Raw genomic sequence first — 24,965 nt, forward strand, 5'->3', positions numbered from 1 at the left:
TCCATTCAAAATATCGTTAAGCGCAGCCCTCCTTAACATTAGTAAAATCGGTTTTATTTTAAATTTTTATGACACGCATACGAAAAGGAAAATCATGATGCTTTTTTGCAACAATTCGATATCAGAACGATAATTCCGTTGCAGAGATTCCAAAAAAAATACAGAATTTCTCGAAAATTTTTCCGTTTCTTATTTTTTTATGTTGTCTCACGCCTCTAAATTTTCTTCATAAAAAAAACGGACATTCTTTAATTTTTATACATCTCCCTCGCCTGCTGACGTGTCGCAGACGTCCTCCCGGCGCACCGGGAGGACGAGGCCTTATGCGTGGAGAATGGGCTTACCCAAAGCCGGGTCTGTAATGCTGGGCCGTCCCGTTTCAACATGCCCTGCAAATCGGCTTGTCATGCCCGGCTCCGCGTCAACAGAGACCGTCAGGTCATACCAATGGTCACTTTTTGTCAGCATAACCTGCTCCTGCCTGACGCCACGCGCTGGCAGCACCACAGTCCGCTGCGAAAGCCCATAAGCATTATCATGCATGTGCACGGTTTGCGGTCGGTTGGTACGGTTGGTCAGCGTCACGACGACGGCCCCGGCTTCTGTCTGGTCAGCAACAGAAATCCCCACACCCGAACGGCCTTTGCGATGAAAATACCGCGCAAACCCATTAGGTCCGATCACCATCAGTCGCAGCATCTCACCAGCCGGCACAGACCATTGATCCTGCAAAGAGGCCCCTGCCCCCACCGTGTAGCGCCGCGGTTTTTCCTCTGACCGCTCCTGGTACACATAGAAACAGGCACCCGTTGTGCCCTCATTCTCGAACTGAAGCGTGCAGAAGCCAGCGGCTCCGTCCACTTCGTTCACAGCCAGAACGTAAGGCAGAGGCCGCGCTGGCCGATGGCCTTTTTCCTGTTCACCAATGTCAGACACACTGCTTTGAGCCGGAACAGCCGGGTCCGGCAGTTTGCAGGACAGATCGGTTTTGCTCTTGTAATCAGCTGTATCAGGAAGGCCGCCCTTCAGGCCCTGCTTGCGCGAGAAATCGAACGCACTGGTCAGATCTCCACACACAGACCGTCGCCAAGGGGTAATATTGGTTTCACGCACCCCAAAGCGGGCCTCGATAAACCGCAAGACAGACGTGTGGTCGAACACTTCTGAACACACAAACCCACCCGCACTCCACGGAGACAAAGCCAGCATGGGAACACGTGGCCCAAGTCCGTAAGGCAGCAGATCAGCCTTATACCGCTTCGGCTCATAGGGCGTGATACGGTCATGAATCTCGCCCCGCGTATCCACAGTGCTCTTGCCGGGCAGAACGGGAGTGGGCGGCTGCGGTGGCGGCATATGGTCAAAATAGCCGTCATTTTCGTCATACATGACCAGCAGAACGGTTTTTGCCCACACGTCCGGGTTGGCCGTCAGCGCATTCAGCACCCGGGCGATATACGTTGCCCCATAACCGGGGGTCCAACGGGGATGCTCGGAATACGCGGCTGGCGGCAGCAACCAGGAGACCTGAGGCAAACGATCCGCCAGAACATCCTGCTTCAGCGTATCCAGCGTGCGCTTTGTCATCGCCCGCTGGAACAGCGGAGAGCCTTCAGGGGCATCAACATAGTTCCGGAAATTCAGCAGCACATTCGTGCCAAAATTGCCGTTTTCCACATCGGACGGAGAAAGACCCTGCTGGTAAACCTGCCAGCTCACCCCCGCCGCTTCCAGCCGTTCCGGGTAGGTGGTCCAGTTAAACGGACCGGGAACCTGCGGGTAAAACGCACGATCAACCCAGTCCACATTATCCAGAACGGGGCCGCCGCCCACACCTTCCCCATCGACTGTTCCGGTCATCAGATAAAAGCGGTTCGGATGCGTTTGGGTGGGGGTAGAGCAGAAATAATGGTCACAGACCGTAAATGCATCGGCCAGCGCGTAATGGTAGGGAATATCCTCGCGCGTGTAGTACCCCATTGTCATGTCTGTCTTGTGCCGGGGCCACTGGTCGTTCCATCCGGCATTGATGGCCGCATGTGTGGGCGCCCAGTTGTGGTCGAGATCCAGAACGCATTGCGCGCTTGTGACATGCGTGCGCAGCTGGAAGGGCAGAACTCTCCCCTGCTCAGGCTTTGCCCGCCACTGTGACCAGACTGGCGTACCGTCCGGAGAGCGGACCGGGTGACGATCCCCGACCCCGCGCACCCCATTCAGGTGACCAAAATAGTGATCAAAGGACCGGTTTTCCTGCATCAGCACTACAATGTGCTCAACATCTTCCAGCGTGCCGCTCCGGCGCTCCGCCGGAATAGCCAGGGCTCGGTTGATGGAGGACAGAAGACCCGCTGTAACAAGTCCACCTCCGCCCTTCAGAAGTCCTCTGCGTCCGATCACCGACATCCATGCCCTCTCAATTTCAAATGCTTACACCAGTCTTTTAAGACCGCCCCACTCGCTTCTTTAAAAATCGTTCCAAACAGTGAGGGCAAGCGACAGCTGCCCTAAACAGAAACAGCGCCCACAACAACCGTAACAACACATTTCATCATAATGTCACATATCGGCACAGCCTGCGGACAGTGCTCCGTGAAACAAAAACAGGTGGAGGCAGCACAGTAAAAAAATATTACAATTCCGAATAGATATATTTTTCTGAAAAAACTATAATCTCAAAAACAATGAGACTTTTTGAGAGTATTCTTCATGAGATCACGTTTTAATATTTTCGCTGTTACAGGCTGCATGTTGCTCGGTTTAGCCACTACAAGTTCACAGGCTCTGGCCTGGGGGCGTGAAGGGCATCAGGTTGTCGCCGCACTGGCGTGGGATTATCTGACCCCGGACGTCCGCCAGAAGATCGACCTCCTTCTGAAGCAGGATAAAGACACACTGACACAGCCTGATTTCCTCTCCCGTTCCACCTGGGCGGATGCCTGGCGCAGTGGCGGGCACAAGGAAACGGGCGAGTGGCATTTTGTCGATATTGAACTGGACCAGCCCGACATCCATCAGGCCTGCTACAACTTCCCCGTCCAGAACGGACCTGCGAGCGCAGGCCCCGCAAAAGACTGCGTCGTTAACAAAATTCCTGAATTTGAAAAGGAACTCGCAGCACCCGACACAACGCCAGCTGAGCGCATTCTGGCGCTGAAATATCTGGTGCATTTTGTCGGGGATCTGCATCAGCCGCTCCATGCCGCAGATAATCATGACAAAGGCGGCAACTGTGTGCGGCTCGCACTGGGCGGCCCACGCACAACCAACCTGCATTCCTATTGGGATACGGCGGTGGTCTCTGAACTGGACCCCAATCCCAAAAGCCTGTCCGACACGCTGTTCATGCACATTACGTACGATGACAAACAGGCATGGCAACAAGGCACACCCTCAGACTGGGCGCAGGAAAGCTTCGGCCTGGCCCGGGACTACGCCTACCACCTGACCAGCGTAAAAGCGGGTTGCAACCAGGACAGTGCGCCGGTTGAACTCCCTGCCGGCTATGATGCCGCAGCCCAGACCGTTGTGACACAGCAACTCATGAAGGCTGGCGTCCGTCTGGCTTATCTGCTCAATACCGCATTGGCTGACGTGCAGATCTCAAAATAAATGGAACGCTGACGCTTTGACCGCAGGGCGTCAGTCCCACACCAGCATACCCGCAGGACGGGCGATGCTGGCGCAGAAAACCCCTTGAATTATCCACAAAAAAATATCGATTTAATCAGTGGTTTTAAAAAATCACTCTACCGAGAAAAAGCGTTCGGCATTTTAATTTCCGGCCCCAAAGGCCGCGCCAGCAGCTGCTCAATGACATCTTTTAAAAGCACTCGTCCTGTGACGATCGCAGCGACAGCATCCATGACTGGCACACTCACCTGAGAGCGCCGCGCCAGTTCAGTCAGCGCCTGTGACGTCGCCACACCTTCTGCCACTCCACCCGCAGCAGCCTCCGCCTCCGCAGGCGGCAGACCTTCCCCCAACGCCCGACCCACACGGAAATTGCGTGAGGACGTGCCAGTGCATGTTAAAAGAAGGTCGCCCATCCCGGACAGGCCCGACACAGTCGCCGCCTCGCCCCCAAGCGCCAGCGCAAGGCGACTAATTTCCGCCAGCCCCCGCGTTACCAGAGCGGCACGCGCATTTTCCCCGAGCCCTGCACCAATCGTCACGCCCGCAGCAATGGCGATGACATTCTTGGCCGCGCCACCAAGCTGCACCCCGATGGTGTCCGTACTGTCGTAAAGCCGGAAAGCCGGGGTCCCGAGCATGTCGGCGAGAGAACGCGCCAGACCATCCTCTCTGGCCGCAATAACAGCAGCAGCAGGCAACCCGGCCGCAACTTCATGCGCAAAATTAGGCCCCGAAAGAACAGCCCCCGCATGACCCGGCCTGATGGCGCCCAGAATATCCAGCGGAAAGTGCAGACTGTCGGGCTTCACCCCTTTGCAGCACAGAACGAGAGGCGACGTCGTTTCAAGCTGTGCCAGCACGGAAGCCAGATGCTTCATCGGCACAGCCACGAGCGTCATGTCCGCCTGCGGCAAAAATTCGTCTGTCACTTTTATGGTTGCGGGCAGCGGAAATGCGCTCAGGCGAGGCATTGCACCATTCGCAAGCTGCGCACTCGGATTACGCGCCCAGAGATGAACATCCGCCCCTGCTCGGGCTGCATGCAACGCCAACGCCGTTCCCCAAGCCCCTGCCCCGATCACTGCGATGCGCTTCATTCTCAGCCTTCCCTGAATAAAGGTACCCTTCATACTTTCCCTCACCAGAAAGCACAGATGCCCATAAAAATTTCAGAACAAATTCGCTTTACCGACATGAGCGTTCCAACTGACGCAAGAACTAACACATTCAAGCCGATTGCTATTCACACCGCATCAGGCAGATCTATGAAATGAAAACAGGCCCTGCTCCTTTCGGAACAGGGCCTGCATCATAACCTGCAGAATTAAGAAGAGATCAGGCGCTCAGAACCTGAGCGTCTTCCTTCTGTGCTTCTTCAACATACGGGCCAGCAGACAGGATATTAAGGCTCAGCAGCCCCATATTGCCTTCCGTAAGACCAGAGAGAGGCAGAACTGCATTGCCGGTGGTCCAGGCAACATCAGCCTGGCTCATGTCAGCATGCCAGCCTTCCGGCTTGGCTTCTGCCAGATGCGCCACAATGTTTTCCTGGCGTGCAGCCGTTACAAACGTAACGCTACCCACAGCCACACCCATCTGACGACGGTCATCAACAAACGGGCCGATCACATCAGCCGGACGGCTGGCGCGAGAAACAATGCGAACAGATGCCACATTGGCAGGCAGCATAAAGTTGTAACGCTGGCCATCACGACGAACCGGGCGGATAACAGCTCCCGTTTCCGTAACCAGATGCAGATTTGCATCATTCGTCAGCGCTACGACGTCCGCATTCTGCAGACCTTCCGTAATGCTGCTCTTACGGGCTTCCAGCTTACGGAACAGCGGCTCCACAAATGCACGGTCAACGCAGAGTTCTGCACCGGCATCAGCTTCCCATGTCTTAGCGCGACCACCAATGCTCGCAACCTTACCTTCCTGGCGGAAGGAACGACGGTTACCTGTATCCAGATAGCTTTCCGTCAGCATACCATCGGCAACAATAACAGAGTGCTCCGCCGTTTCCAGATGATAGTAATCATAGGACATGATGGATTTGTCGTAGAAAATGGAACTTCCATTCACCAACATACGCACCGGAACAAACTTACCTTCAAAGAAGAGGCAATGTTCAGGTGTAATCAGCATGTCCTTGTAAGGCACACCTTCTGCAACCGCGTTTTTCAGAACGCGCACTGGGTAGGCTGCTTCGTCATCCGCCAAGTGCGGCTGAACTGTGGCATGCGACTTACCGATCCAGATTACGGGACGTACGGTTTTTTCCCCGGTCTTCCAGTCAAAAGCAACAACGTCGTCACCGATCTGGAGGTTCTCAACAGCAACATCACCTTCAGTCGTAAGAATCATGCTGCCGGGAAGAAAGCAGACAACGTCTTGAGCGTTAAGAACTGTTTTGGTCGTGGTAGTGCCGTTGCCGTTATCAACCGTTACGGTACTAACCGTAAAAGTGGTCCCTTCATTTGCGGCAGGTAGCTGAAAAGAAGACGTCCCGGAAATAGCAGTGCCATTGCTAGTAAGAGTATAGACTCCATCAACATAAGTATAACCATTAGCATTAAGACCATCAATAATGATGGTATCATTCTCTGTAATGTTTGTGATGTATTGAATGATACTCGGGGTCGTGCCAGCCGCAATTTCAATAGTGCCGCCAGATCCATCAAACTGGATTAGATCAGATGTCGTCGTAGCGTAACCACCGAGAATCAAGGTGCCACCGTTACCAACAACAACATGAGAGTTAGGTGCTATTTTATCAGAGTTATCAAGCGTCAAAGAAGCGCCACTATCAACGGTGACAATAGCAGAGCTTCCAGTTTGACCGATATTCCAGCCAGTAGCAGAAACGGCTGCATTATTGGTAATTATTACGTTGGTAGTAGTCGCTGATGATGTGTCCGGCAGAGGAAAACCATCATAATACGCTGCGGCAACAATTGACCCAGACGTAGAAATTGTGATCACACCATCAGTCGGTGCGAGCACAGTATTTGAACCACCGCTTGGTTTGAAAACGACTGACTCTGCCATTGCTGAGTTTCCTTTTGAAATTTACTGGGCGATAGCAAGCTTCTTGCAATCGCCTAATGTTAAAAACCTATGAACATATTAACCTTCCTTAAACGTTAAGGCAAGAAAAACATTATTGGTTAATAAAAGTTAATCGCTCGAGATCGATACTAGGGCGTGTCGTCAGTTAGCATCTGGCGCTATGAGGCTTGTACTCCCGTTTGATCTGTGATGTTTTCTCTCTGTTTTCAGGGGGAGAATGAATGCGACGATATGGCCTGAGTGAGAGGCAGTGGGAACGGATAAAAGATCTTCTCCCGGGTCGTGAAGGCCATGTCGGCGGAGCGTCCGCCGATAACCGTTTGTTTGTGGAAGCGGTGCTGTATCGCTACCGCGCAGGCATTCCCTGGCGTGACCTGCCAGCGCAGTTCGGGGATGGGAAGAATGTTCACAGACGTCTGCGCCGCTGGTGCGAAAGCGGTGTCATTGAGCAGGTTTTCCGGCATCTGGCCGCCGATCGTGACAACGGATATATGATGATCGACAGCACGATTGTCCGGGTTCACCAGCACAGTGCGGGTGCCCGTAAAAAAGGGGCGCGGATCAGGCCATAGGGCGGTCCCGTGGCGGACTGACCTCGAAAATTCACGCCATTGTCGATGCCGCAGGAAAGGCGGTCGCCCTGCCCCTGACGCCCGGGAAGAGAGCGGACATCACGGAAGCAGACCGCCTGCTGGATGAAGTCGACCCTACAACCTTTATCGCCGACAAGGCTTATGACGCTGATCCGCTTATCGAAAAGCTCGAAAAGCGGCAGATCACACCGGTTATCCCTTCAAGGAAAAACCGACGCGATCCACGGAAAATAAGCTCCCAACTCTACAAAAACAGAAACATCATTGAACGCTTCTTCGCCAGGCTGAAGCAGTTCAGAGGCATTGCAACGCGCTACGACAAGTTGAAGTCAACATTCTTCGCAGCAGCGCAACTCGTCTCCACCATCATCGGAATTAACTGACGACACACCCTAACCAGTAGGGCTATTCACACAATCGGACCGCCAAATTTCCAAGATAGAAATTTCGAACTCATACTCAACGCTATATTCAAAAATATCTAGAAAATACCGATTAGTTTCTCATAGACTGAAATATAGAAATCGTTCGACCATGCGAGATCATGAGGCCCAAAAGTCCTACAGAACAGAGCACCCTCTATACTCTTTAAAAACAAAGCCAGCTCAGCATCTCCCAACACAGCATCAATACGTGCAGATTAGGCATCTACAATTTTTATTTTTAATGGGATTTTTTTACTGATGGCGGAAGGGGTGGGATTCGAACCCACGGTACGGTTACCCGCACGCCAGTTTTCAAGACTGGAGCCTTCAACCACTCGGCCACCCTTCCTGCATCAGATTGAAAGCCTTATAACTATGCTCGCGTTGCCTGTCCAGCGGGTGAAAATGGCTTTTGTCGGGGTTGTTTGTCTTCGCTCGGCTTGCTCTAAGGCGTTTGGAGTTGTAAAAGCCCGGTCCTTACATCCATCCATTCAGGGACGAGTTATGAAACAGCAGGCGAACCTGATCCGGGCCGGACAGGTCATCGAGCATGATGGCCGTCGCTGGACGGTGCTCAAACAGCAGATCATTACCCCCGGCAAGGGCGGCGCTTTCATTCAGGTGGAAATGCGCGACCTCAAGACGGGCAACAAAACCAACGAACGCTGGCGTACAGCTGACAGTGTCGAGCGCCTGATGACCGAGGACAAGGAATACCTGTATTCCTATACCGACGGTGAATCCCTCGTGCTGATGGACCCTGAAACGTTCGAGCAGACCATGATTCCGGTCGATCTGCTGGGTGATCAGGCACCGTTCCTGCAGGACAACATGACCATCAACATCCACCTTGTGGAAGGCGACCCGGTTGGGATCGATCTGCCGCCGCAGGTCACGCTGGAAGTTGTTGAGGCTGATCCGGTGGTCAAAGGCCAGACGGCCAGCTCCTCCTACAAGCCTGCCAAACTCTCCAATGGTGTAAAGACCATGGTGCCGCCCTTCATTGAAGCCGGTGAACGCATTGTCGTCCGGACTGAAGACGGCTCTTACGTCGAACGCGCCAAAGACTGATCTTCCGCATTACTCCAGACAGGACAAAACATAGTGGCCATGCGTCTTTCCCCCGTCATGATGGTGATGCAAACTGCCGCCCAGAAGGCAGCAAAGCGTCTCCTGCGCGATTTCAATGAAGTCGAGCAGCTTCAGGTAAGCATCAAGGGGCCGGGTGACTTTGTTTCTCAGGCAGACCTGCGTGCAGAACAGACCCTGCGTGAAGAGCTGGAACGGGCCCGCCCGGGCTATGCCTTCCTGATGGAGGAATCTGGCAAATCCGGTGGTGACAACTGGACGTGGCGCTGGATTGTGGACCCGCTGGACGGCACCACCAACTTCCTGCACGGCATTCCGCACTGGGCTATCTCCATTGGCCTCCAGCGCCGGCTACCGGACGGCAAGATCGAACTGGCTGCCGCTCTGGTCTACAACCCGGCTGCTAACGAAATGTTCTGGGCGGAAAAAGGCACGGGCGCATTCCTCAACGAACGCCGCATCCGTGTCTCTGCCCGTCGGGACATGCAGGAAGCTGTTTTTGCAACCGGTATCCCGTTTGCAAAAGTGCCTGCCCGCCAGCGCCTGCCGTTTGCCCGCGTCATGGGGAACCTCATGCCGCGCGTTGCCGGTATCCGTCGTTTTGGCGCAGCCGCACTGGACCTCGCATGGGTCGCAGCTGGCCGGTACGAAGGCTACTGGGAATTCGGCATCAAGCCGTGGGATTGCGCTGCCGGTATCCTGATCCTGCGTGAAGCAGGTGGTCAGGTCACAGATCCGGCCGGGCTGGATCTGGATGACATGCCGGATGACGTCATGATCGTGGCTGGCAATGGCTACATGCACAGCAAGCTGCTGGAAATTGTAGCAGACAGCCTGAAAGACGCCTCCTGACGATTCCCAGAAGGGAGCCTGCTCAGCCTGAACTGGCTCCCTTTTTTAACACCCCCTAGCCACACACCGCAGATTGCGTAAGGTGGAACCTCCATGCAGGCGTCCTTCCCCTCTGCGCACGACGCGCCCGCCGTTACGGCGCATCATCGTGGCTTCTCCCTTCTGACAGAAGACGGCGAGTTTCTTACACTCTCCGCATCAGAACTCCGCGCCCGGCTGGACAGCATGCCCTGCCCGCTGGTGGTTCACGCGCCCTCCGTTGCGCGCAAGCTGGACCTGCCGCCTCCGGGCCAGCCTTCCCCCTGGCTGGACCTGCTGGAGCTGTTCACCTTTGTCTACCCGGCTCGTACAGCTGCCCCGACACCACGTGGGCTGGCATTAGCACTCGGAGTAGAAGATGACCGGATTGGCCGCGCCGAAGCGGACCTTCTCCCCTTACTAGTAGAGATCATGCTGGCAGAACTGGGCCGCCAGAAATCCGGGCCATTGGGAGAAATGCTGGCTGCCCTGACCGTTCGGCTGGCACAGGCCGGATGGCCATGGGCTGGCACCGTAGCCGAAACATTGGGCCTGCCAGACAAGCTAGACGGCAAGGGCAATCTGCCAGAAGACGCTCTGCAACCGGGTGACGCCCTGCGCGTTTGGCGCGTTCTGCCCAAATGGGAAGATGTCGCCCCTCGCCCACCACCAGCCTCGCATCCCATCACACCGGCAGAAGCTCGCACACGGCTGCGAACCCTGCTGGGCGAAGGCTCGGAAAGCCGGGCTGGTCAGGCTGATTTTGCCAGCGTTTCCACAGCAGCGTTTGAACCCCGCACGCATCGCGGCAATCCTGCGGTGGTGCTGGCGGAAGCCGGAACGGGCACAGGCAAAACCCTTGGCTATATCGCCCCAGCCAGCGTCTGGGCGCAACGCAATGGCGGCAGCGTGTGGATCAGCACCTACACGCGCCATCTGCAACGCCAGATTGAACAGGAAACGCATCGGCTTTTTCCCGACGACGCGACACGACGCCACCATATTGTACTGCGTAAAGGCCGGGAAAATTATCTCTGCCTGCTGAACATGGAAGAGGCCGTCAATAGTGCCGCCTCCCGCCCGGCAGGTGTGACCATCGCCCTTGCCATGCTGGCCCGCTGGACCCGCGCCACCGCAGATGGGGACCTGCTGGGAGGCGATCTGCCCGGCTGGTTTGGCGATCTGTATGGTCAGGGAAGCGTGTTTGGCGTTGCGGACCGGCGTGGTGAATGTATTCACGGGGCCTGCCCGCATTATCAGCGTTGTTTTGTGGAACACACCATCCGCCGGGCGCGGGAGGCAGATCTGGTCATTGCCAACCATGCCCTGGTCATGTCGCAGGCAGCGTATGCACAGGCCGCTATGGGCGACAATTCCGAAGAAACGGAAGAAGACGCCACCCCCTCCCGTTATATCTTTGACGAAGGCCATCATCTGGCCGACGCAGCCGATGGCGCGTTTTCTGCCGAACTCTCAGGCCTGGAAGCCGCCGAACTCCGCCGCTGGCTGCTAGGGGCGGAAGGCCGTCGCTCTCGTGCCCGTGGTCTGAAACGACGACTGGATGATCTGGTCGTGGGGTTCCCCAAGCTGGAAGCCCCGCTGGATGCGGCCCTTATGGCGGCTCATGCCCTGCCCGCTCCCGGCTGGTCCGCCAGACTGGCGGATGCTGAGTCGTCCGAGACATCACCACCCGAGCCCCCCCCGATTGATGATCCGGACGCGCTTTTTCCGCCACAGCCCATTCTTCCGGAACCGGTGCTGGAAAACCCGACCGAGAGCTTCCTCCGCCTCCTCCGCCAACAAGTGCTGGCACGCAGCGAGGACCGACGGCAGACACATCAGTATGGGGCTCTGGAATGTGATCTGCATCCGCTTATCCCGGACCTTCCAGAAACCGGGCAAGCTCTGGCCCGCGCGCTCAGCCGGATTGCTGAACCATTGCGCACGCTTGCGGAGCGTCTACAGGCCCGCTTGCAGGATGATGCGGACTCTCTGGATAGTGTGACTCGTGGCCGCATTGAAGCCATGGTGCGCGGTCTTCGCCGGCGCGCCATCACGCGGCTGGATGCATGGATTTCCATGCTCGATGCTCTGGACCAGCCACCACCGGCCGATACCACGCCAACCCACATTCACTTCATCCGGCTGGACAGGCGGCAACAGCAGCGCCCCGGCGAACATGATGTCGGTCTCCACCGCCACTGGCTGGACCCGACTATTCCTTTTGCTGCTGTCATGGCTATGCCTGCGCAGGGGATGCTCATCACATCCGCCACGCTGCGCGATCAGTCAGACACGCCGCATGGACAGGATGAGCCGGAAAGCGAGGAAGCCGAGCGTGCGTGGGAAGCGGCGGAAGCCCGCACCGGAGCCAATCACTTTCCCTCTCCGGCCATTCGCGCCAGTCTGACCAGTCCGTTTGATTACGCGCGGCAGACGCGCACCTTCATTGTCACGGATGTGGACCACGCCAGCATTGCCGATCTGGCCGCAGCCTATCGCACTCTGTTTGAAGCCTCCGGCGGCGGCGGACTGGGCCTGTTTACCGCCATTTCCCGGTTACGCGGCGTGCATAGTCGCATCGCTCCCGCGCTGGAAGATCAGGGGCTCCCACTTTACGCCCAGCATGTCGACGCAATGGATAACGCAACGCTGGTGGATATTTTCCGCACAGAGGAACATGCCTGCCTGCTGGGCACGGATGCCATGCGCGACGGGGTAGACGTTCCGGGCAATGCCCTGCGTCTGGTTGTCTTTGAGCGGGTGCCGTGGCCGCGTCCAGACATTCTGCATAGAGAACGCCGTATTCACCTCTCAGGAGGTGACACCACGGGATATGATGACCGAATTGCGCGCCTGCGGTTGCGGCAGGCATTTGGACGGCTCATCAGAAGCCAGTCAGATAAAGGTGTCTTTGTGCTGCTGGATCGTCGCACACCGTCTCGCCTGCTGTCAGCGTTCCCCCCCGGAGCGGAAGTCCGGCGTCTGGGGCTGGCAGATGTAGCGCGGGAAATCAGAGTATTTTTGTAAAATCGCGCAGTCCGGCTGCCAGCTGGACCCCAATAAGCAGACCAAACAGGCAGACCAAAACGCACGTCCGGGCTTTGTGGCCCTTCGTCTTAAGCCGACTTAGATCGGCTTAAGTTCAGTCGCGGCAACTTTACCACGCTCGGTCACGAGTTCGTATGAGACTTTCTCATTCTCATTCAGACCACGCAGACCAGCAGCCTGCACAGCTGTGATATGAACGAAGACATCCTTGCCCCCATCGTCAGGTGCGATGAAACCAAAGCCTTTAGTGGCATTAAACCATTTAACTGTACCGGTCGGCATAGGCGGGTAACTTTCCCTGATATCTCCTACCGGACAACCATATGACCGGTTACAGGATGTACTTATCGGGTCACGAAGATGCGGTCTTGTCAATCAAAATACCCTCTGCCGGTGCTCTGTGTCCGGCGTGAGACCGCAGATGCGCTTCCAGAAAGGCAACACTGCGCTTCTGCGCCAGTTCGTAGGCATCCAGATCAAACGAAGCCCGCTGTGAGCAGCCAAAGCCGTGCCCTGCTCCGTCATACATATAAATTTCAATCTCAGGATGAGCGGAGCGAATGGTACTCACATCTGTGTGTGGAATGGTGGTGTCGGCTTCACCAAAATGAAGCTGAACAGGGCAGCGCGGAGTCTCATTAATACGTGCTGCAATGCCAGCACCATACCAGCCAACGGCAACCGCAAAACTGTTGGTCTGGGAGGCCGCTTCCCACGCCAGCAGGCCACCCCAGCAATAGCCGATAATGCCAACCTTTGCGGTATTCAGCGCAGCCGAGACAGCCTCCAGATCCAGCAGCGTTTCCGCCAGCGGAATACGGCTACGTAGCGCCAGGCCAGTCTGAATATCAGCTTTTTCGTAGCCCAGCTCCACACCCGGCTCGGCACGGTCAAACAATGCAGGGGCAATAACGTGGAAACCATGCTCGGCAAATGTGTCGCACACATGCCGGATATGGCTGTTCACGCCAAAAATTTCCTGCACCACAACCAGTGCATAGGGCATGTCGGCATGGCCAGCTTCATAGGCTGAAAATTCGTGCCCATCCGCAGCCTTAAGTGTGATGATTTGTCCCATGGTGCGACTCCCTGTGAGTGAAAATTAAAGGTTGAAGAAAGTTTTCCACATTTCTTGACTCAGGAGGAGGACAAACCTATCTCCTGTTTTGGCACTCCCGGGGTGGGAGTGCTAACGCAACGCGGCGTTTATTACGCGCGGTAGATGCAGGTGGTGTCGCTTCCTGACAAGGGCGCCACCGCAGCAAAAAAGAATGTGGAGCGATCCATAATGACGAAGTTTCGTCCTTTACACGACCGAGTAGTCGTTCGTCGTCTCGCAAGCGAAGAGAAGACGGTTGGCGGCATTATCATCCCTGACACGGCAAAAGAAAAGCCGATGGAAGGCGAAGTCGTTTCCGCAGGTCCTGGCGCTCGTAATGAGCAGGGGCAGGTTGTGGCGCTTGATGTCAAGGCCGGTGACCGCGTTCTGTTCGGCAAATGGTCCGGCACGGAAGTGAAGATCGACGGCGAAGAGCTGCTGATCATGAAAGAAAGCGACATTCTGGGCGTGATTTCCGCCTGAGTGTGACGCGCTGATCCGCTTTTCGACCTTATAAACTGATCTCTCACAGGAGAATTTGATATGGCTGCCAAAGACGTAAAGTTTGGTGGTGACGCTCGCCAGCGTATGCTGCGTGGCGTTGACATCCTTGCTGACGCTGTAAAAGTGACGCTGGGCCCCAAAGGCCGCAACGTTGTGCTCGACAAGAGCTTCGGCGCACCGCGCATCACCAAAGACGGTGTGTCTGTTGCCAAAGAAATCGAACTGGCTGACAAGTTCGAAAACATGGGCGCACAGATGCTGCGCGAAGTGGCCTCCAAAACCAACGATATCGCTGGTGACGGCACGACCACGGCAACCGTTCTGGCTCAGGCTATCGTTCGCGAAGGCCACAAGGCTGTTGCTGCTGGCATGAACCCGATGGACCTCAAGCGCGGCATCGACAAAGCTGTCACGGCCGTTGTTGAGGAACTGAAGAAGAACACCAAGAAGATCACCACCCCGGCGGAAACCGCTCAGGTCGGCACGATCTCCGCTAACGGTGAAGCCGAAATCGGCCAGATGATCTCCGAAGCCATGCAGAAAGTGGGCTCCGAGGGCGTCATCACGGTTGAAGAAGCCAAGCACTTCCAGACCGAGCTGGACGTGGTTGAAGGCATGCAGTTCGACCGTGGCTACATCTCCCCCTACTTCGTGACCAACACGGAGAAGATGACGGCTGATCTGGAAAACCCCTACATCCTGATCCATGAAAAGAAGCTGTCTTCTCTTCAGCCGATCCTGCCGCTGCTTGAATCTGTTGTGCAGTCCGGCCGTCCGCTGCTGATCATTGCAGAAGACGTGGATGGTGAAGCTCTGGCAACGCTGGTTGTCAACAAGCTGCGCGGTGGCCTGAAAATTGCTGCTGTTAAGGCTCCGGGCTTTGGTGACCGTCGTAAAGCCATGCTGGAAGATATCGCCATCCTGACCGGTGGCCAGGTCATCAGCGAAGACCTCGGCATCAAGCTCGAAACCGTCACGCTACCCATGCTCGGCACGGCTAAAAAAGTCCGTATCGACAAAGAAAACACGACCATCGTTGATGGTGCTGGCAAGTCCGAAGAAATCAAGGGCCGTTGCAAGCAGATCCGTGCGCAGATCGAGGAAACCTCCTCTGACTACGACCGTGAAAAGCTGCAGGAACGTCTGGCCAAACTGGCTGGTGGCGTTGCCGTGATCCGCGTTGGCGGCTCCACGGAAATTGAAGTCAAGGAACGCAAAGACCGCGTTGACGACGCTCTGCACGCAACCCGCGCTGCCGTTGAAGAAGGCATTGTTCCGGGTGGTGGCACGGCTCTGGCTCGCGCTTCTGCTAACCTGTCTCACCTGCACTACCACAATGACGATCAGCGCGTTGGTGGCGACATCATCCGCAAGGCTCTGCAGGCTCCCCTGCGCCAGATCGCTCACAATGCTGGTGAAGATGGTGCGGTTATCGCCAACAAGGTGCTGGAATCCAAAGAATACGCCTTTGGCTTCGACGCACAGGCTGGCGAATACAAAAACCTGGTTGACGCCGGTATCATCGACCCGACCAAGGTCGTCCGCACGGCTCTGCAGGACGCAGCTTCTGTTGCTGGCCTGCTGATCACCACGGAAGCCATGGTTGCAGAACGCCCTGAAAAGAAAGCCGCTCCGGCTGGCGGCCCTGACATGGGCGGTATGGGTGGTATGGACTTCTAAGAGTAAAGTTTTATTACTCTTAGAAGCTTCTAAAGCCTCTCGAAAGGTGGATGCACTCCATAGTGCATCCACCTTTTTTATTTTAAAACACTCGACACACAACAAACACATTCGTAATTTTCTTTTGTAATAATACCTCCTTTATTTATTATTTTGCACACAAGTCGACACATCGTAACCCTTATGAACTTATGTAACATTTTTTGCCTCCAACCTTTATCGCTGGATAGGCCTTACTTTATAATTTAGAGTAAGATCCAACTTGTTTTTTTAAGCTCGGGTTGATTACCTAAGAGGAATAAAATGTCAGATTCGCCCGCTTCTCCCAAAACGTTTTTAGAAGATGTGGAATGGACATGGGGTCCTCTTAATCTCTCTCCCCTGACAACATCTTTGCGGTTTGGCTCTAATGGCCTGATTAAGGGATACGAGCATGCAAACGAACACTCCTGGACGCTGAAGGACGATATTCTCGAAATTCATGCTGCGGACGGGCGCTGTATGTGGCGTTTTGAACAGGCCCTTGATTCTGGAAACACGCTGACTTTCATTAGCTACCCTCAGCAAGACCCACTGTGGAATGTTTTCTTTGGCCTGAGTGCTTTAAAAGCAGATATTACCGCAGTTATTGCGGCCAAAGGAGAATCCTTAGAGCCTCAAACACCCTCCGAAAAAGCAGACAAACCTGAAGGTATTCGTCTCGTTATCTGGGACCTGGACGATACATTCTGGCAGGGCACTTTGTCAGAGGGGGAAATTACGCCAGTTCAGAAAACTATCGATATCGTTAAGACCCTTAATAGCCGAGGCATTGTGAATGCCATCTGCTCCCGCAATACGTTTGAAGACACAAAAGAACGTCTGGAACAGCTCGGAATTTGGGATGATTTTGTCTTCCCACGCATTGCCTGGGCTCCTAAAGGTCCCCTTATTCAGGATATTATTGAAAAAATTCAACTCCGTCCTGAAACCGTCCTTTTTATTGATGATAATGTTACAAACCTTAATGAAGCCAAGCATTTTGTCCCTAAACTGAATGTGGCTGAGCCCGACATCATTGAAACGCTCCTTGATGACTCCAGACTAGTCGGTAAACCTGACCCCGACCTAAGCCGCCTCAAACGCTATCAGGTGCTTGAAACAAAGCAGAACGACATCTCTGCCAGCGGGGATGACAACGAAGCCTTCCTGCGGAAAAGCGATATTCGTGTCAGCTTCCATGCTGATGTCGAAGCAGAGTTCCCACGCATTCATGATCTGGTTAATCGGACCAATCAGCTCAATTTCACAAAAAACCGGTGGCCTGAAGACATCGAAGAAGCGCGCCTCCGTTTTCAGGAAGAACTTGAAGCTGACTTTGATACAGATGTTGGCTACGTAAAAGTTGCTGATGCTTACGGAAATTACGGCATTTGTGGCTTTTACCTCTCCCGGAAAAATAAATTCCACCATTTCCTATTTTCGTGCCGAACCATGAATATGGGAGTGGAGCAGTTTGTGTGGCGCAAGCTTGGTGAGCGTCACGTTCCCATTCAGGGCAAAGTTGGCTCAAAACTGGAAACGCCCGTTGTAGACTGGATTGCCGTTGTCGATGATGTCGACAAAAGCTCATCTGAAGACAACACGGCCGGAAAGCGACTGCAGGTCTGCATTCGCGGTGCCTGCGATATGATGATGACGTCCAATTTCCTGCGTACGAAAGTCAATACGCTCGAAGAACTCAATTATGCATACGAAGGTTGGGAAATAATTGCCTCACCTCGGTTTGTTGCTCTTTGTAAAGATATGAAAGATGAGCGAAACCGGGAAATTGTTGCCCGCCTCCCGGGCATTCCCCCAAATCGTTTTGAAACAGATGTTCTTGCTGAGACTTCAGATGTATATGTGTTTTCTTTCTCGCAAGAATCTTTCCACGGACTTTATCAATCCAAAACAACGGGGATGATCATCCCGATGGGCCATTTCGGCCTTCCCTATCACCTGCCCGGTGGCCCGAAAGACAAGTTTGATTATACCGCCGTAACGTATGACGAACTGCTCAAATTTGGCGTGGAAGGTGTTTCAGAAGACCAGTGGAATTTCTTCCGAAATGAATTCACGTTCCTCGGTGGCTTCCAGAAAGATATATTCCTGCGTGACCTGCGTTATATGTTTAATCGCCTCCTGAACGCTCAAAAACGCGTCATTATTATTGGTCTTAACCAGTCTGTCGGTCGTGATCAGAATTTTCTGGAATTTTTTGGTGAAATCAACTCTCTGGTACGTCCACTCGCAACGAAATATGGCTTTGACTATATTGATATTGGTGATGTGCTAAAAACAGAAGACGATTTAGCCAAAGATGGGATGTTTGGGGGGGCCCACTTTGACCGTCCGGTCTATAAGGCTATTTCAGACAGAATTCTTAATTTGCTTCAGCCTGTGCACTAAGTCACAGTCCTATTCACTGGGTATCACGTCTGTTTTTACATCGTAGGTTGAATAATGATTGAAACGAAAAACTTTCAGGGGCAATCCGCCGTTGTGTCCCCACCGGTTACTGATTTTCGCTGGGCTTTTGGGCCAACCAAAGGGACTCTTTTGTCTGACCAACTGATCCTCAGTCCGTCTGGAGAAATCAAAGGATACTCGCATCCTAATGAGCGATCCTGGCGAATAGAAAATTACCGTCTTTTGCTCCTGAATGAAGGCGGTGACATCATGTGGCGTTCAATCGAAGCCTTCAAAGATCCGGAGGGTCTTCTTACAATTGTCCTGGAACACCCAGGCAATCCGGACACACGCTTCATTCTCAAACAACACGCTATTATCGTGCCCGATGATACTCCTGCCTCCCCTGTTATAAAGCAGGTCACAGCGCCCGTTGAAACGCAGCCTACCTCGCAGCCCTCAGCACCGCTCGCAGGTCTGTCCGATGCTGAATTCCTGTTCCCATCTGACCTTGAAGTCACAAACGTAAAAATCGGGAAAGTGCTACTGGTAGGCTCCTGCCTAACCGCGCTTTACCATGAGCAGCTTCAGGCACGGCACCCTGAAACGACATTTGATTATATCCCTTATAATTTCGTCAGTGTTCTTCCTGAGGCCCCGCCCTCCCCTGTCTCGGACTACGATTTTCAGTATCTGCAAATCCCACTACGCTCCGTATTGAGCGACCGCGTTATCTGGGGTTTTCGTTTTAACGAGGAAGGCTTCACCAAGACCATCCTGCAGGACGCTTACAGCATTATTGATGCCATGCTTTCCAGCGCGATGATCTACAATGAGCGACATGGCCTGCTGACATTCGTCTCCAATTTCATTGTGCCGCAGATGAGCACAGCGTCCAGCATGTATGAACGCGGCAGCAATAATGATCTGTCGACAATTGTTCAGCGATTGAATGACTATCTGAACGAAAAAGTCGCAGGCTATAAAAATGCTTATCTTCTGAATGTTGATGCCGTGGCATCAACAATTGGCAAGCGTTATATTCTGGATGACCTCGTTTATTTCTATTCGCACGGCGCTGTGACCTATCAGGATTGGGATGACTTTGGCTCCATTGCCAGAAACGAACCCATTCCTCCGCTGGAAACAGTTTATCCTGTTAAAAAAGATGAATTCCTCGATGCCATCTTTCGTCAGATGGTCACAGCTTACCGGACCACAAAGCAGGTGGATCAGGTTAAGGCAGTGGTGTTTGACCTGGATAATACGCTGTGGCGTGGTCAGATTGCCGAACATTATCGACCGGAAGCACAGCCCTGGCCCCGCACTGATGGCTGGCCGCTCGGAATCTGGGAAGCCATTCACTATCTGCGAGCCCGCGGCATCCTTGTCGCAATCTGCTCTAAAAATGACTATGACTACGTTAAGAACAGATGGGATGATGTCATTGAGCCCAAGCTGATTTCTCTGGACGATTTCTCGTCGGTCAAAATCAACTGGACACCCAAGGCTCAGAACATTTCTGAAATCTGCAAAGAGTTCAACATAAAGCCAAAGAGCGTGGTTTTTGTTGATGACAATCCTGTAGAACGTGCCGCTGTTGCGTCTGCTCTGCCGGATGTCAGGGTTATCGGCGGTAATCCGTATCTGACACGTCGTATTCTCCTGTGGTCTGCTGAGACTCAGATCGCACGCATGACAGAAGAATCTGGCAAACGTGAAGAAATGATCCGCGGCCAGATTGAGCGTGAAGAAACCCGTTCCACCATGGACAGGTCAGAATTCCTTGCGTCTCTTCACTGCGAGGTCTCGTTCATCAACATCACCAGTACAGATCAGCCTGAATTTGGTCGCGCACTGGAACTGACCAACAAGACCAATCAGTTCAACACCAACGGCCAACGCTGGTCTTTTGAAAATATTGCAGATTTTCTGAAGGCTGGCGGGAAAATTCTTGCATTCAAAGTCAAAGACAAATTCACCGAATACGGTCTTGTTGGCGTCCTTTACCTGAAAGGTACCGAAATCACGCAATACGTGATGAGTTGCCGTGTGCTGGGAATGGAAGTGGAAGAGTTTGTTGTGGCAGAAGCGGTCAGGCTCCTACGCTCCGCCCATACAGGCGAAACAGACATCACGGCCACTATCAAAGAAACGCCTGATAACACCCCCTGCCGGGAAGTTTATCTGCGTGCAGGCTTCCGGGAAATTGCGCCGCAAGATGGTGTCAGGCAATTCATTCTGGATGGTGACGAAGTGCCAATGCTTCCACTTCACATCAAGAAGGCCTGATATAAAAACCCCCCGTATCCTCAAAGATACGGGGGGTTTTTCTTAGATAATGTAATCAATCGGTGGAAGCATCTGATCCATGCTTAACGCTGGCATGCCAGAATGCCTGGTTCCCACCTTCCGTGCAGGATTGCCGACCACCGTTGTGAAGGGAGGTACCGATTCCAAAACGATTGAACCAGCACCTATTTTAGCCCCTTCCCCAACTTCAATATTTCCCAGTACCTTAGCGCCTGCACCGATCAACACCCCGCGCCGCACTTTGGGATGACGGTCCCCGGAATGCTTTCCCGTCCCGCCCAAAGTAACTTCCTGCAGGATGGAGACATCGTCCTCAATGATAGACGTCTCCCCCACCACAATGCCTGTTCCGTGATCAAAGAGAATACGACGCCCAAGGCGCGCCGCAGGATGAATATCCACTCCAAAAAGCTCTGAGCCACGACTCTGCAAATGCAAAGCTAAATGCCGCCGCCCCGCACGCCAGAGCCAATGCGCCACCCGATAGCTCTGGACCGCATGAAAACCTTTGAAAAACAAAAATGGCGTCACGTAATCCGGGCAGGCGGGATCACGCTCACGAATGGCCACCATATCAGCTGCGGCAGCACAGACGATTTCTGGCTGTGCGTCAAAACTCTCTTTCACCAATTCCGCCAAGGCATCCGCAGCAACAGACCTATCGCCCAGCTTCCGCCCCAGCAAAGCCGCCAGCGCCGAAGCAAAATCTGCGTGGCTTCGTATTCCGGTAGCCAACAATCCCCTTACCAGCGGGTCATGACAGACACACGCCTGCTCCACCATTTCCTGCCATAGGAGCTCCAGCTTAGGTGAACACAGACTGAATTCGTCAAAATGGCTGGAAAGGATAGAAGACACGTGCGGCCTGTTCATACGCAGGTCCTTTCGTTCAGAAAGCAGCTGATTTTCGCGGGTGTCGTTCCGCTTTAAAGCCCCATGGCATGCTTTACAAAGGCTTTTCTCAGCTTGGGGAGACGGTGAACACCAGCAATCCCCACGTCCCGAGCTAGTCGGATCAGAGGGTTATCATTGCTAAACAGCCTATCCAGCGCATCCGTCGCTGCAAGCATAAGCATATTGGCGGGCCGACAACGCGCCTGATAGCGCGCTAACAGAGCCGGTGCCCCCAGATCTTCGCCTCTGGCATGAGCCGTCAGCAAAATATCACTGAGGGCGATAATATCCCGAAAGCCCAGATTCAATCCCTGCCCCGCAATCGGATGAATACCGTGCGCAGCATCCCCAACCAGCAACAACCGTGTATCCGTATAACGCTGAGCATATTGAGCAGAGAGAGGATAAACCCAACGGCGACCAACAGGGGTCACTTTGCCGAGCCGGTTACTGCCCATACGCCGCTCAACTTCGCGGGCGAACATATCATCGGGTAGATCGGCAAAACGCTGAGCCAGAGCATCTTTGTCGCTCCAGACAATAGCGGAAAGATAAGGATGCTCTTCAGTCCCCGCCATAGGCAGCTGAGCGAACGGCCCCGCAGGCAGGAAATGTTCCAAAGCCCCGTTATCATGCGGAAACTCATGTGCAATCGCGCATACAATGGCCGTTTGTCCATAAGACAGCTTCGTCAGCGGAATACCTGCCTCAGAACGCAAACGGCTTTTGCGTCCATCGGCAGCCACCACCAAAGAGGCCTTGAATGAGCGACCGTCCTTCAGGTGAATATCAGCACCGTCCGATTTTCTGACCACTTTGGCTTCTGCGGGGGCCAGCACCGTAATATTCGGCGTCGTATGAAGCTGGGCATTCAAAGCCACACGCAAGGCCCGCGCCTCGACCATCCAGCCAAAAGGCTGATGCGCATCTTCCCGGGTGAATTCCAGAAACAGAGAAGACGCAGGCTCACCCGGCCGACCATCTGTTACCAGAATATCTTCAATCGGACCGGCAGGGAGTGGCAGAACATCCCAGATACCGGCTTTTTCCAGGAGCTTTTTAGGACCAGCAGCAATGGCATAAGCCCGACCATCAAAATCCGGATGTTCCATAGGAGGCAAATCGGCACGGTCAACAACCGCAACCCGTATGCCTTCCACAGCCAGGCGACACGCCAGAGATCCCCCGACTGGGCCTGCGCCGATAATGCACACATCGACATCCTCCACTGGCGGATGCGAAGACGTGACAGCATTCTGAACAGCAGATGCAGACGTGGCAGCCATGGTCGTTTTTCCTCATACAGAGTGCCCGCTAAAAATGGCCAGGAAACGGGCCACGAGCAAAAAAGCTTTCTTCTTTTATCCTATCCCAGCAGAAAGCCCAAAGAGGGAGGCTCGTCAATCAGCCAAAAATCTGGCATGTTTGCGCATACAAGGCCTAATATAGAGGCGGAATGCTGGCGGCCCTCTTCGCCCTTCAGCCCGAGAAAAAGACAAGGATGTGGATTTCATGAAGCTGGTGACCGCGATTATAAAGCCCTTCAAGCTTGATGATGTCCGTGAAGCCCTTGCGCCGCTTGGCATTCAGGGCCTGACAGTCTCTGAAGTTAAAGGTTTTGGCCGCCAGAAAGGCCAAACAGAAATTTATCGCGGCGCAGAATACAGAATCAGCTTTCTCCCGAAGATCAAGGTCGAGATTGCGGTTTCCGATGCTCTGGCGGATCAAGTCATTGAAGCTGTTTTAGATTCTGCACACACTGGCAAAATTGGCGATGGAAAGATTTTTGTGAGTGAACTGAACCAAGTCATTCGGATCAGAACACGCGAGACTGGAAATGAAGCATTATAAAATATTCATCCATCATGCAAAAAATAAAAAAAGATATTTTTAGAGGCAGACCAGTTATTCGATCACTCATACGGTTTAAAAGATCTCTTACAATTTGAAAGATTATGTATTTTTTCTTTCTGCCGTGGCTTTAAGCCATAGGGATATTCGTATGAAACACAGCCTAGTTTTTTGACATGGAGGGTTCGAAGAACCGTTGATTGCTAGTTCCTGGAGCTGATTTTCGCTCTGCGTTTTGAGCAGAGTGATGGTTTCATGCTCTGGATTGCTACGCGGCGGCGTTAATCCGCTCCAGGAGGAGAAAGCGGCGCATATTATAGACGATATTGGCCAGCCCGATCCTCATGGTGGCTCGCGTTATGCCTACGGTTCGGACGAACAGTCCTGTCTGCGATTTCTGATCGGCAAAAACATGCTCGACACGCGACCGGATAACGGATTTTCCGGCGTTGGATCTTTGGATATGTCGTGGCATAGGCTTGAGATGCGGCTTTTTCCTGTGAACCTTCGAGACAAAGCCATGCTTTTCCATGAAGTCCTCATTGGCTTTTGAGCGGTAAGCTGTATCCGCCCAGACTGTTGAGGCCATATTGGTTTTATCCAGCAGCCCCTCGCGTAGTCTGGCGCTATCGCTGGCCGCCGCATCGGTCGCCATCCATTTACGGATCAGCCTAAACTTCCAATCAATGGAGACGTGGGATTTGTAGCCAAAGAACGGGATGGCAATATCCGTTGCGGGGATCGTCCCGTCATCCTGTCGCTTCGCCTTGGTGAATTTCAACGTCCAGCGTGCATGACGATCCTTGTGAGACAGCTTTGAGGGCTTGTCCTGCCAGTCCTGTGGGATCCGTCCTGCCCGAATATCCGCCTTCTCCGCGTTGGCATTGCGCTGCTTGGGAGCGGCCACCAGCGTTGCATCCAGGATCTGGCCTGACATCGGGAGATAACCAGCGCTCCGCAGGGTTGCATCAAAGCGATTGAACAGACTATCGACCGCACCCGCCTGTGTCAGACGCTCACGGAACAGCCAGACCGTTTTGGCATCAGGCACGCAATCTGAAAGCCCCAGACCAAGGAAACGCATGAAAGACAGGCGGTCGTTGATCAGATATTCCGTCCGCTCGTCAGAGAGGTTATTCACCGTCTGGATCATCAGGGTTTTGAACATCAGAACCGGATCAAAGGGCGGACGCCCGCCTTTGCTTCCATCCGAATAGGCCAGAGCCTTCTCCAGATCAGCGCGGAACACCTCAAAATCCACAGTCCGGGAAAAGGCCTCCAGCTGATCGCCAAGCCCGCTCAACCGGGCAAGCCGCTCTTCAACATCAAAGAAACCAGACTGCTTCATGTAATCCCCCAATCAATATCGGAGAATATGGAATCACAGGCATACACTCAAAACCAGAGGGTTTTTCGAACCCTCCAGGTTCTATCCTATATTCGGATGAAAAAAGGATGAAC

Annotated in this window: 18 protein-coding genes and 1 tRNA gene; 10 read left to right on the forward strand and 9 right to left on the reverse strand. The window is 53.7% G+C overall.

Going from position 1 to position 24,965, the window contains the following annotated elements; translation table 11 throughout:
- Positions 1 to 321: 321 nt before the first annotated feature.
- Positions 322 to 2,403, reverse strand: coding sequence for a phosphocholine-specific phospholipase C (locus tag ACHQGU_RS10720; RefSeq protein WP_395495013.1), 2,082 nt, complete (start codon positions 2,401 to 2,403; stop codon positions 322 to 324).
- A 342-nt stretch (positions 2,404 to 2,745) separates the two neighbouring features.
- Here ACHQGU_RS10720 and ACHQGU_RS10725 point away from each other — a divergent pair, with 342 nt between their 5' ends.
- Positions 2,746 to 3,609: a S1/P1 nuclease gene (locus tag ACHQGU_RS10725; protein WP_395495014.1), complete on the forward strand. Its 864-nt coding sequence runs from the start codon at positions 2,746 to 2,748 to the stop codon at positions 3,607 to 3,609.
- A 137-nt stretch (positions 3,610 to 3,746) separates the two neighbouring features.
- Here the strand turns inward: ACHQGU_RS10725 and ACHQGU_RS10730 are convergent, their stop codons facing one another.
- Together ACHQGU_RS10730 and ACHQGU_RS10735 are read right to left on the reverse strand one after the other, a co-directional pair.
- On the reverse strand, positions 3,747 to 4,730 hold the full coding sequence (locus tag ACHQGU_RS10730) for an NAD(P)H-dependent glycerol-3-phosphate dehydrogenase (protein ID WP_395495015.1): 984 nt from the start codon (positions 4,728 to 4,730) through the stop codon (positions 3,747 to 3,749).
- Between the two features lie 238 nt (positions 4,731 to 4,968).
- The gene (locus ACHQGU_RS10735; protein ID WP_395495016.1) at positions 4,969 to 6,684 is read right to left on the reverse strand and encodes a Hint domain-containing protein; all 1,716 of its coding nucleotides are present in this window, start codon (positions 6,682 to 6,684) and stop codon (positions 4,969 to 4,971) included.
- A 242-nt stretch (positions 6,685 to 6,926) separates the two neighbouring features.
- On the opposite strand from ACHQGU_RS10735, the gene ACHQGU_RS10740 reads away from it, so the two are divergent.
- A protein-coding gene (locus tag ACHQGU_RS10740; protein ID WP_395495017.1) for an IS5 family transposase occupies positions 6,927 to 7,681 on the forward strand; the annotation gives its coding sequence in 2 pieces (ribosomal slippage) (positions 6,927 to 7,257 and positions 7,257 to 7,681; 756 coding nt in all).
- Between the two features lie 301 nt (positions 7,682 to 7,982).
- Here ACHQGU_RS10740 and ACHQGU_RS10745 read toward each other — a convergent pair.
- Positions 7,983 to 8,072 (reverse strand) — tRNA-Ser (locus ACHQGU_RS10745).
- A gap of 155 nt (positions 8,073 to 8,227) precedes the next feature.
- Between ACHQGU_RS10745 and efp the strand changes: the two genes are divergently transcribed.
- The 3 genes from efp (at position 8,228) to ACHQGU_RS10760 (ending at position 12,712) form a co-directional block, all read left to right on the forward strand.
- Entirely contained in the window at positions 8,228 to 8,794 is a 567-nt protein-coding gene (efp, locus tag ACHQGU_RS10750; protein WP_062143947.1) for an elongation factor P, read from the forward strand.
- 39 nt (positions 8,795 to 8,833) lie between these two features.
- Positions 8,834 to 9,664, forward strand: a complete 831-nt coding sequence (locus ACHQGU_RS10755) for an inositol monophosphatase family protein (RefSeq protein ID WP_043550719.1) — start codon at positions 8,834 to 8,836, stop codon at positions 9,662 to 9,664.
- 93 nt (positions 9,665 to 9,757) lie between these two features.
- Positions 9,758 to 12,712, forward strand: a complete 2,955-nt coding sequence (locus ACHQGU_RS10760) for an ATP-dependent DNA helicase (RefSeq protein WP_395495018.1) — start codon at positions 9,758 to 9,760, stop codon at positions 12,710 to 12,712.
- Between the two features lie 99 nt (positions 12,713 to 12,811).
- Here the strand turns inward: ACHQGU_RS10760 and ACHQGU_RS10765 are convergent, their stop codons facing one another.
- Both ACHQGU_RS10765 and ACHQGU_RS10770 read right to left on the reverse strand, forming a co-directional pair.
- Positions 12,812 to 13,015: a cold-shock protein gene (locus ACHQGU_RS10765; protein ID WP_043550519.1), complete on the reverse strand. Its 204-nt coding sequence runs from the start codon at positions 13,013 to 13,015 to the stop codon at positions 12,812 to 12,814.
- A 70-nt stretch (positions 13,016 to 13,085) separates the two neighbouring features.
- On the reverse strand, positions 13,086 to 13,811 hold the full coding sequence (locus tag ACHQGU_RS10770; RefSeq protein ID WP_395495019.1) for a dienelactone hydrolase family protein: 726 nt from the start codon (positions 13,809 to 13,811) through the stop codon (positions 13,086 to 13,088).
- 210 nt (positions 13,812 to 14,021) lie between these two features.
- On the opposite strand from ACHQGU_RS10770, the gene groES reads away from it, so the two are divergent.
- The 4 genes from groES (at position 14,022) to ACHQGU_RS10790 (ending at position 20,738) form a co-directional block, all read left to right on the forward strand.
- On the forward strand, positions 14,022 to 14,315 hold the full coding sequence (groES, locus tag ACHQGU_RS10775; protein ID WP_043550518.1) for a co-chaperone GroES: 294 nt from the start codon (positions 14,022 to 14,024) through the stop codon (positions 14,313 to 14,315).
- A 60-nt stretch (positions 14,316 to 14,375) separates the two neighbouring features.
- Positions 14,376 to 16,016 (forward strand): chaperonin GroEL, encoded by a 1,641-nt coding sequence (gene groL / locus ACHQGU_RS10780; protein ID WP_062143938.1) that lies wholly within the window; start codon positions 14,376 to 14,378, stop codon positions 16,014 to 16,016.
- 303 nt (positions 16,017 to 16,319) lie between these two features.
- A complete protein-coding gene (locus ACHQGU_RS10785; RefSeq protein ID WP_395495020.1) occupies positions 16,320 to 18,446 on the forward strand; it encodes an HAD-IIIC family phosphatase in 2,127 nt (708 codons plus the stop codon).
- 270 nt (positions 18,447 to 18,716) lie between these two features.
- The gene (locus ACHQGU_RS10790) at positions 18,717 to 20,738 is read left to right on the forward strand and encodes an HAD-IIIC family phosphatase (RefSeq protein WP_395495021.1); all 2,022 of its coding nucleotides are present in this window, start codon (positions 18,717 to 18,719) and stop codon (positions 20,736 to 20,738) included.
- 42 nt (positions 20,739 to 20,780) lie between these two features.
- On the opposite strand, the gene cysE is transcribed toward ACHQGU_RS10790, so the two are convergent.
- Complete coding sequence (cysE, locus tag ACHQGU_RS10795) at positions 20,781 to 21,542, reverse strand: serine O-acetyltransferase (RefSeq protein ID WP_373687504.1); 762 nt, start codon at positions 21,540 to 21,542, stop codon at positions 20,781 to 20,783.
- A gap of 143 nt (positions 21,543 to 21,685) precedes the next feature.
- Positions 21,686 to 22,939 carry a UbiH/UbiF/VisC/COQ6 family ubiquinone biosynthesis hydroxylase gene (locus tag ACHQGU_RS10800; protein ID WP_395495022.1) on the reverse strand — a complete coding sequence of 418 codons (1,254 nt, stop codon included), beginning with the start codon at positions 22,937 to 22,939 and terminating at the stop codon, positions 21,686 to 21,688.
- A 226-nt stretch (positions 22,940 to 23,165) separates the two neighbouring features.
- Here ACHQGU_RS10800 and ACHQGU_RS10805 point away from each other — a divergent pair, with 226 nt between their 5' ends.
- Positions 23,166 to 23,504, forward strand: a complete 339-nt coding sequence (locus tag ACHQGU_RS10805) for a P-II family nitrogen regulator (protein ID WP_395495023.1) — start codon at positions 23,166 to 23,168, stop codon at positions 23,502 to 23,504.
- A 268-nt stretch (positions 23,505 to 23,772) separates the two neighbouring features.
- Here ACHQGU_RS10805 and ACHQGU_RS10810 read toward each other — a convergent pair whose 3' ends face one another.
- A complete protein-coding gene (locus ACHQGU_RS10810; RefSeq protein ID WP_395495024.1) occupies positions 23,773 to 24,852 on the reverse strand; it encodes an IS5 family transposase in 1,080 nt (359 codons plus the stop codon).
- Positions 24,853 to 24,965: the final 113 nt, after the last annotated feature.

It is taken from the genome of Acetobacter sp. KSO5 (genome assembly GCF_044094635.1).
Classification (GTDB): Bacteria; Pseudomonadota; Alphaproteobacteria; order Acetobacterales; family Acetobacteraceae; genus Acetobacter; species Acetobacter cerevisiae.

What these genes read in the sequence shown, in the direction of transcription:
- ACHQGU_RS10720 (WP_395495013.1), bottom strand. Translation starts at nt 2,403, where the DNA reads ATGTCGGTGATCGGACGCAGAGGACTTCTGAAGGGCGGAGGTGGACTT.
- ACHQGU_RS10735 (WP_395495016.1), bottom strand. Translation starts at nt 6,684, where the DNA reads ATGGCAGAGTCAGTCGTTTTCAAACCAAGCGGTGGTTCAAATACTGTG.
- ACHQGU_RS10810 (WP_395495024.1), bottom strand. Translation starts at nt 24,852, where the DNA reads ATGAAGCAGTCTGGTTTCTTTGATGTTGAAGAGCGGCTTGCCCGGTTG.
- ACHQGU_RS10805 (WP_395495023.1), top strand. Translation starts at nt 23,166, where the DNA reads ATGAAGCTGGTGACCGCGATTATAAAGCCCTTCAAGCTTGATGATGTC.
- groL (WP_062143938.1), top strand. Translation starts at nt 14,376, where the DNA reads ATGGCTGCCAAAGACGTAAAGTTTGGTGGTGACGCTCGCCAGCGTATG.
- ACHQGU_RS10755 (WP_043550719.1), top strand. Translation starts at nt 8,834, where the DNA reads ATGCGTCTTTCCCCCGTCATGATGGTGATGCAAACTGCCGCCCAGAAG.
- ACHQGU_RS10730 (WP_395495015.1), bottom strand. Translation starts at nt 4,730, where the DNA reads ATGAAGCGCATCGCAGTGATCGGGGCAGGGGCTTGGGGAACGGCGTTG.
- ACHQGU_RS10770 (WP_395495019.1), bottom strand. Translation starts at nt 13,811, where the DNA reads ATGGGACAAATCATCACACTTAAGGCTGCGGATGGGCACGAATTTTCA.
- ACHQGU_RS10790 (WP_395495021.1), top strand. Translation starts at nt 18,717, where the DNA reads ATGTGGCGTTCAATCGAAGCCTTCAAAGATCCGGAGGGTCTTCTTACA.
- ACHQGU_RS10760 (WP_395495018.1), top strand. Translation starts at nt 9,758, where the DNA reads ATGCAGGCGTCCTTCCCCTCTGCGCACGACGCGCCCGCCGTTACGGCG.
- cysE (WP_373687504.1), bottom strand. Translation starts at nt 21,542, where the DNA reads ATGGTGGAGCAGGCGTGTGTCTGTCATGACCCGCTGGTAAGGGGATTG.
- ACHQGU_RS10765 (WP_043550519.1), bottom strand. Translation starts at nt 13,015, where the DNA reads ATGCCGACCGGTACAGTTAAATGGTTTAATGCCACTAAAGGCTTTGGT.
- ACHQGU_RS10785 (WP_395495020.1), top strand. Translation starts at nt 16,320, where the DNA reads ATGTCAGATTCGCCCGCTTCTCCCAAAACGTTTTTAGAAGATGTGGAA.
- efp (WP_062143947.1), top strand. Translation starts at nt 8,228, where the DNA reads ATGAAACAGCAGGCGAACCTGATCCGGGCCGGACAGGTCATCGAGCAT.
- ACHQGU_RS10800 (WP_395495022.1), bottom strand. Translation starts at nt 22,939, where the DNA reads ATGGCTGCCACGTCTGCATCTGCTGTTCAGAATGCTGTCACGTCTTCG.
- groES (WP_043550518.1), top strand. Translation starts at nt 14,022, where the DNA reads ATGACGAAGTTTCGTCCTTTACACGACCGAGTAGTCGTTCGTCGTCTC.
- ACHQGU_RS10725 (WP_395495014.1), top strand. Translation starts at nt 2,746, where the DNA reads ATGTTGCTCGGTTTAGCCACTACAAGTTCACAGGCTCTGGCCTGGGGG.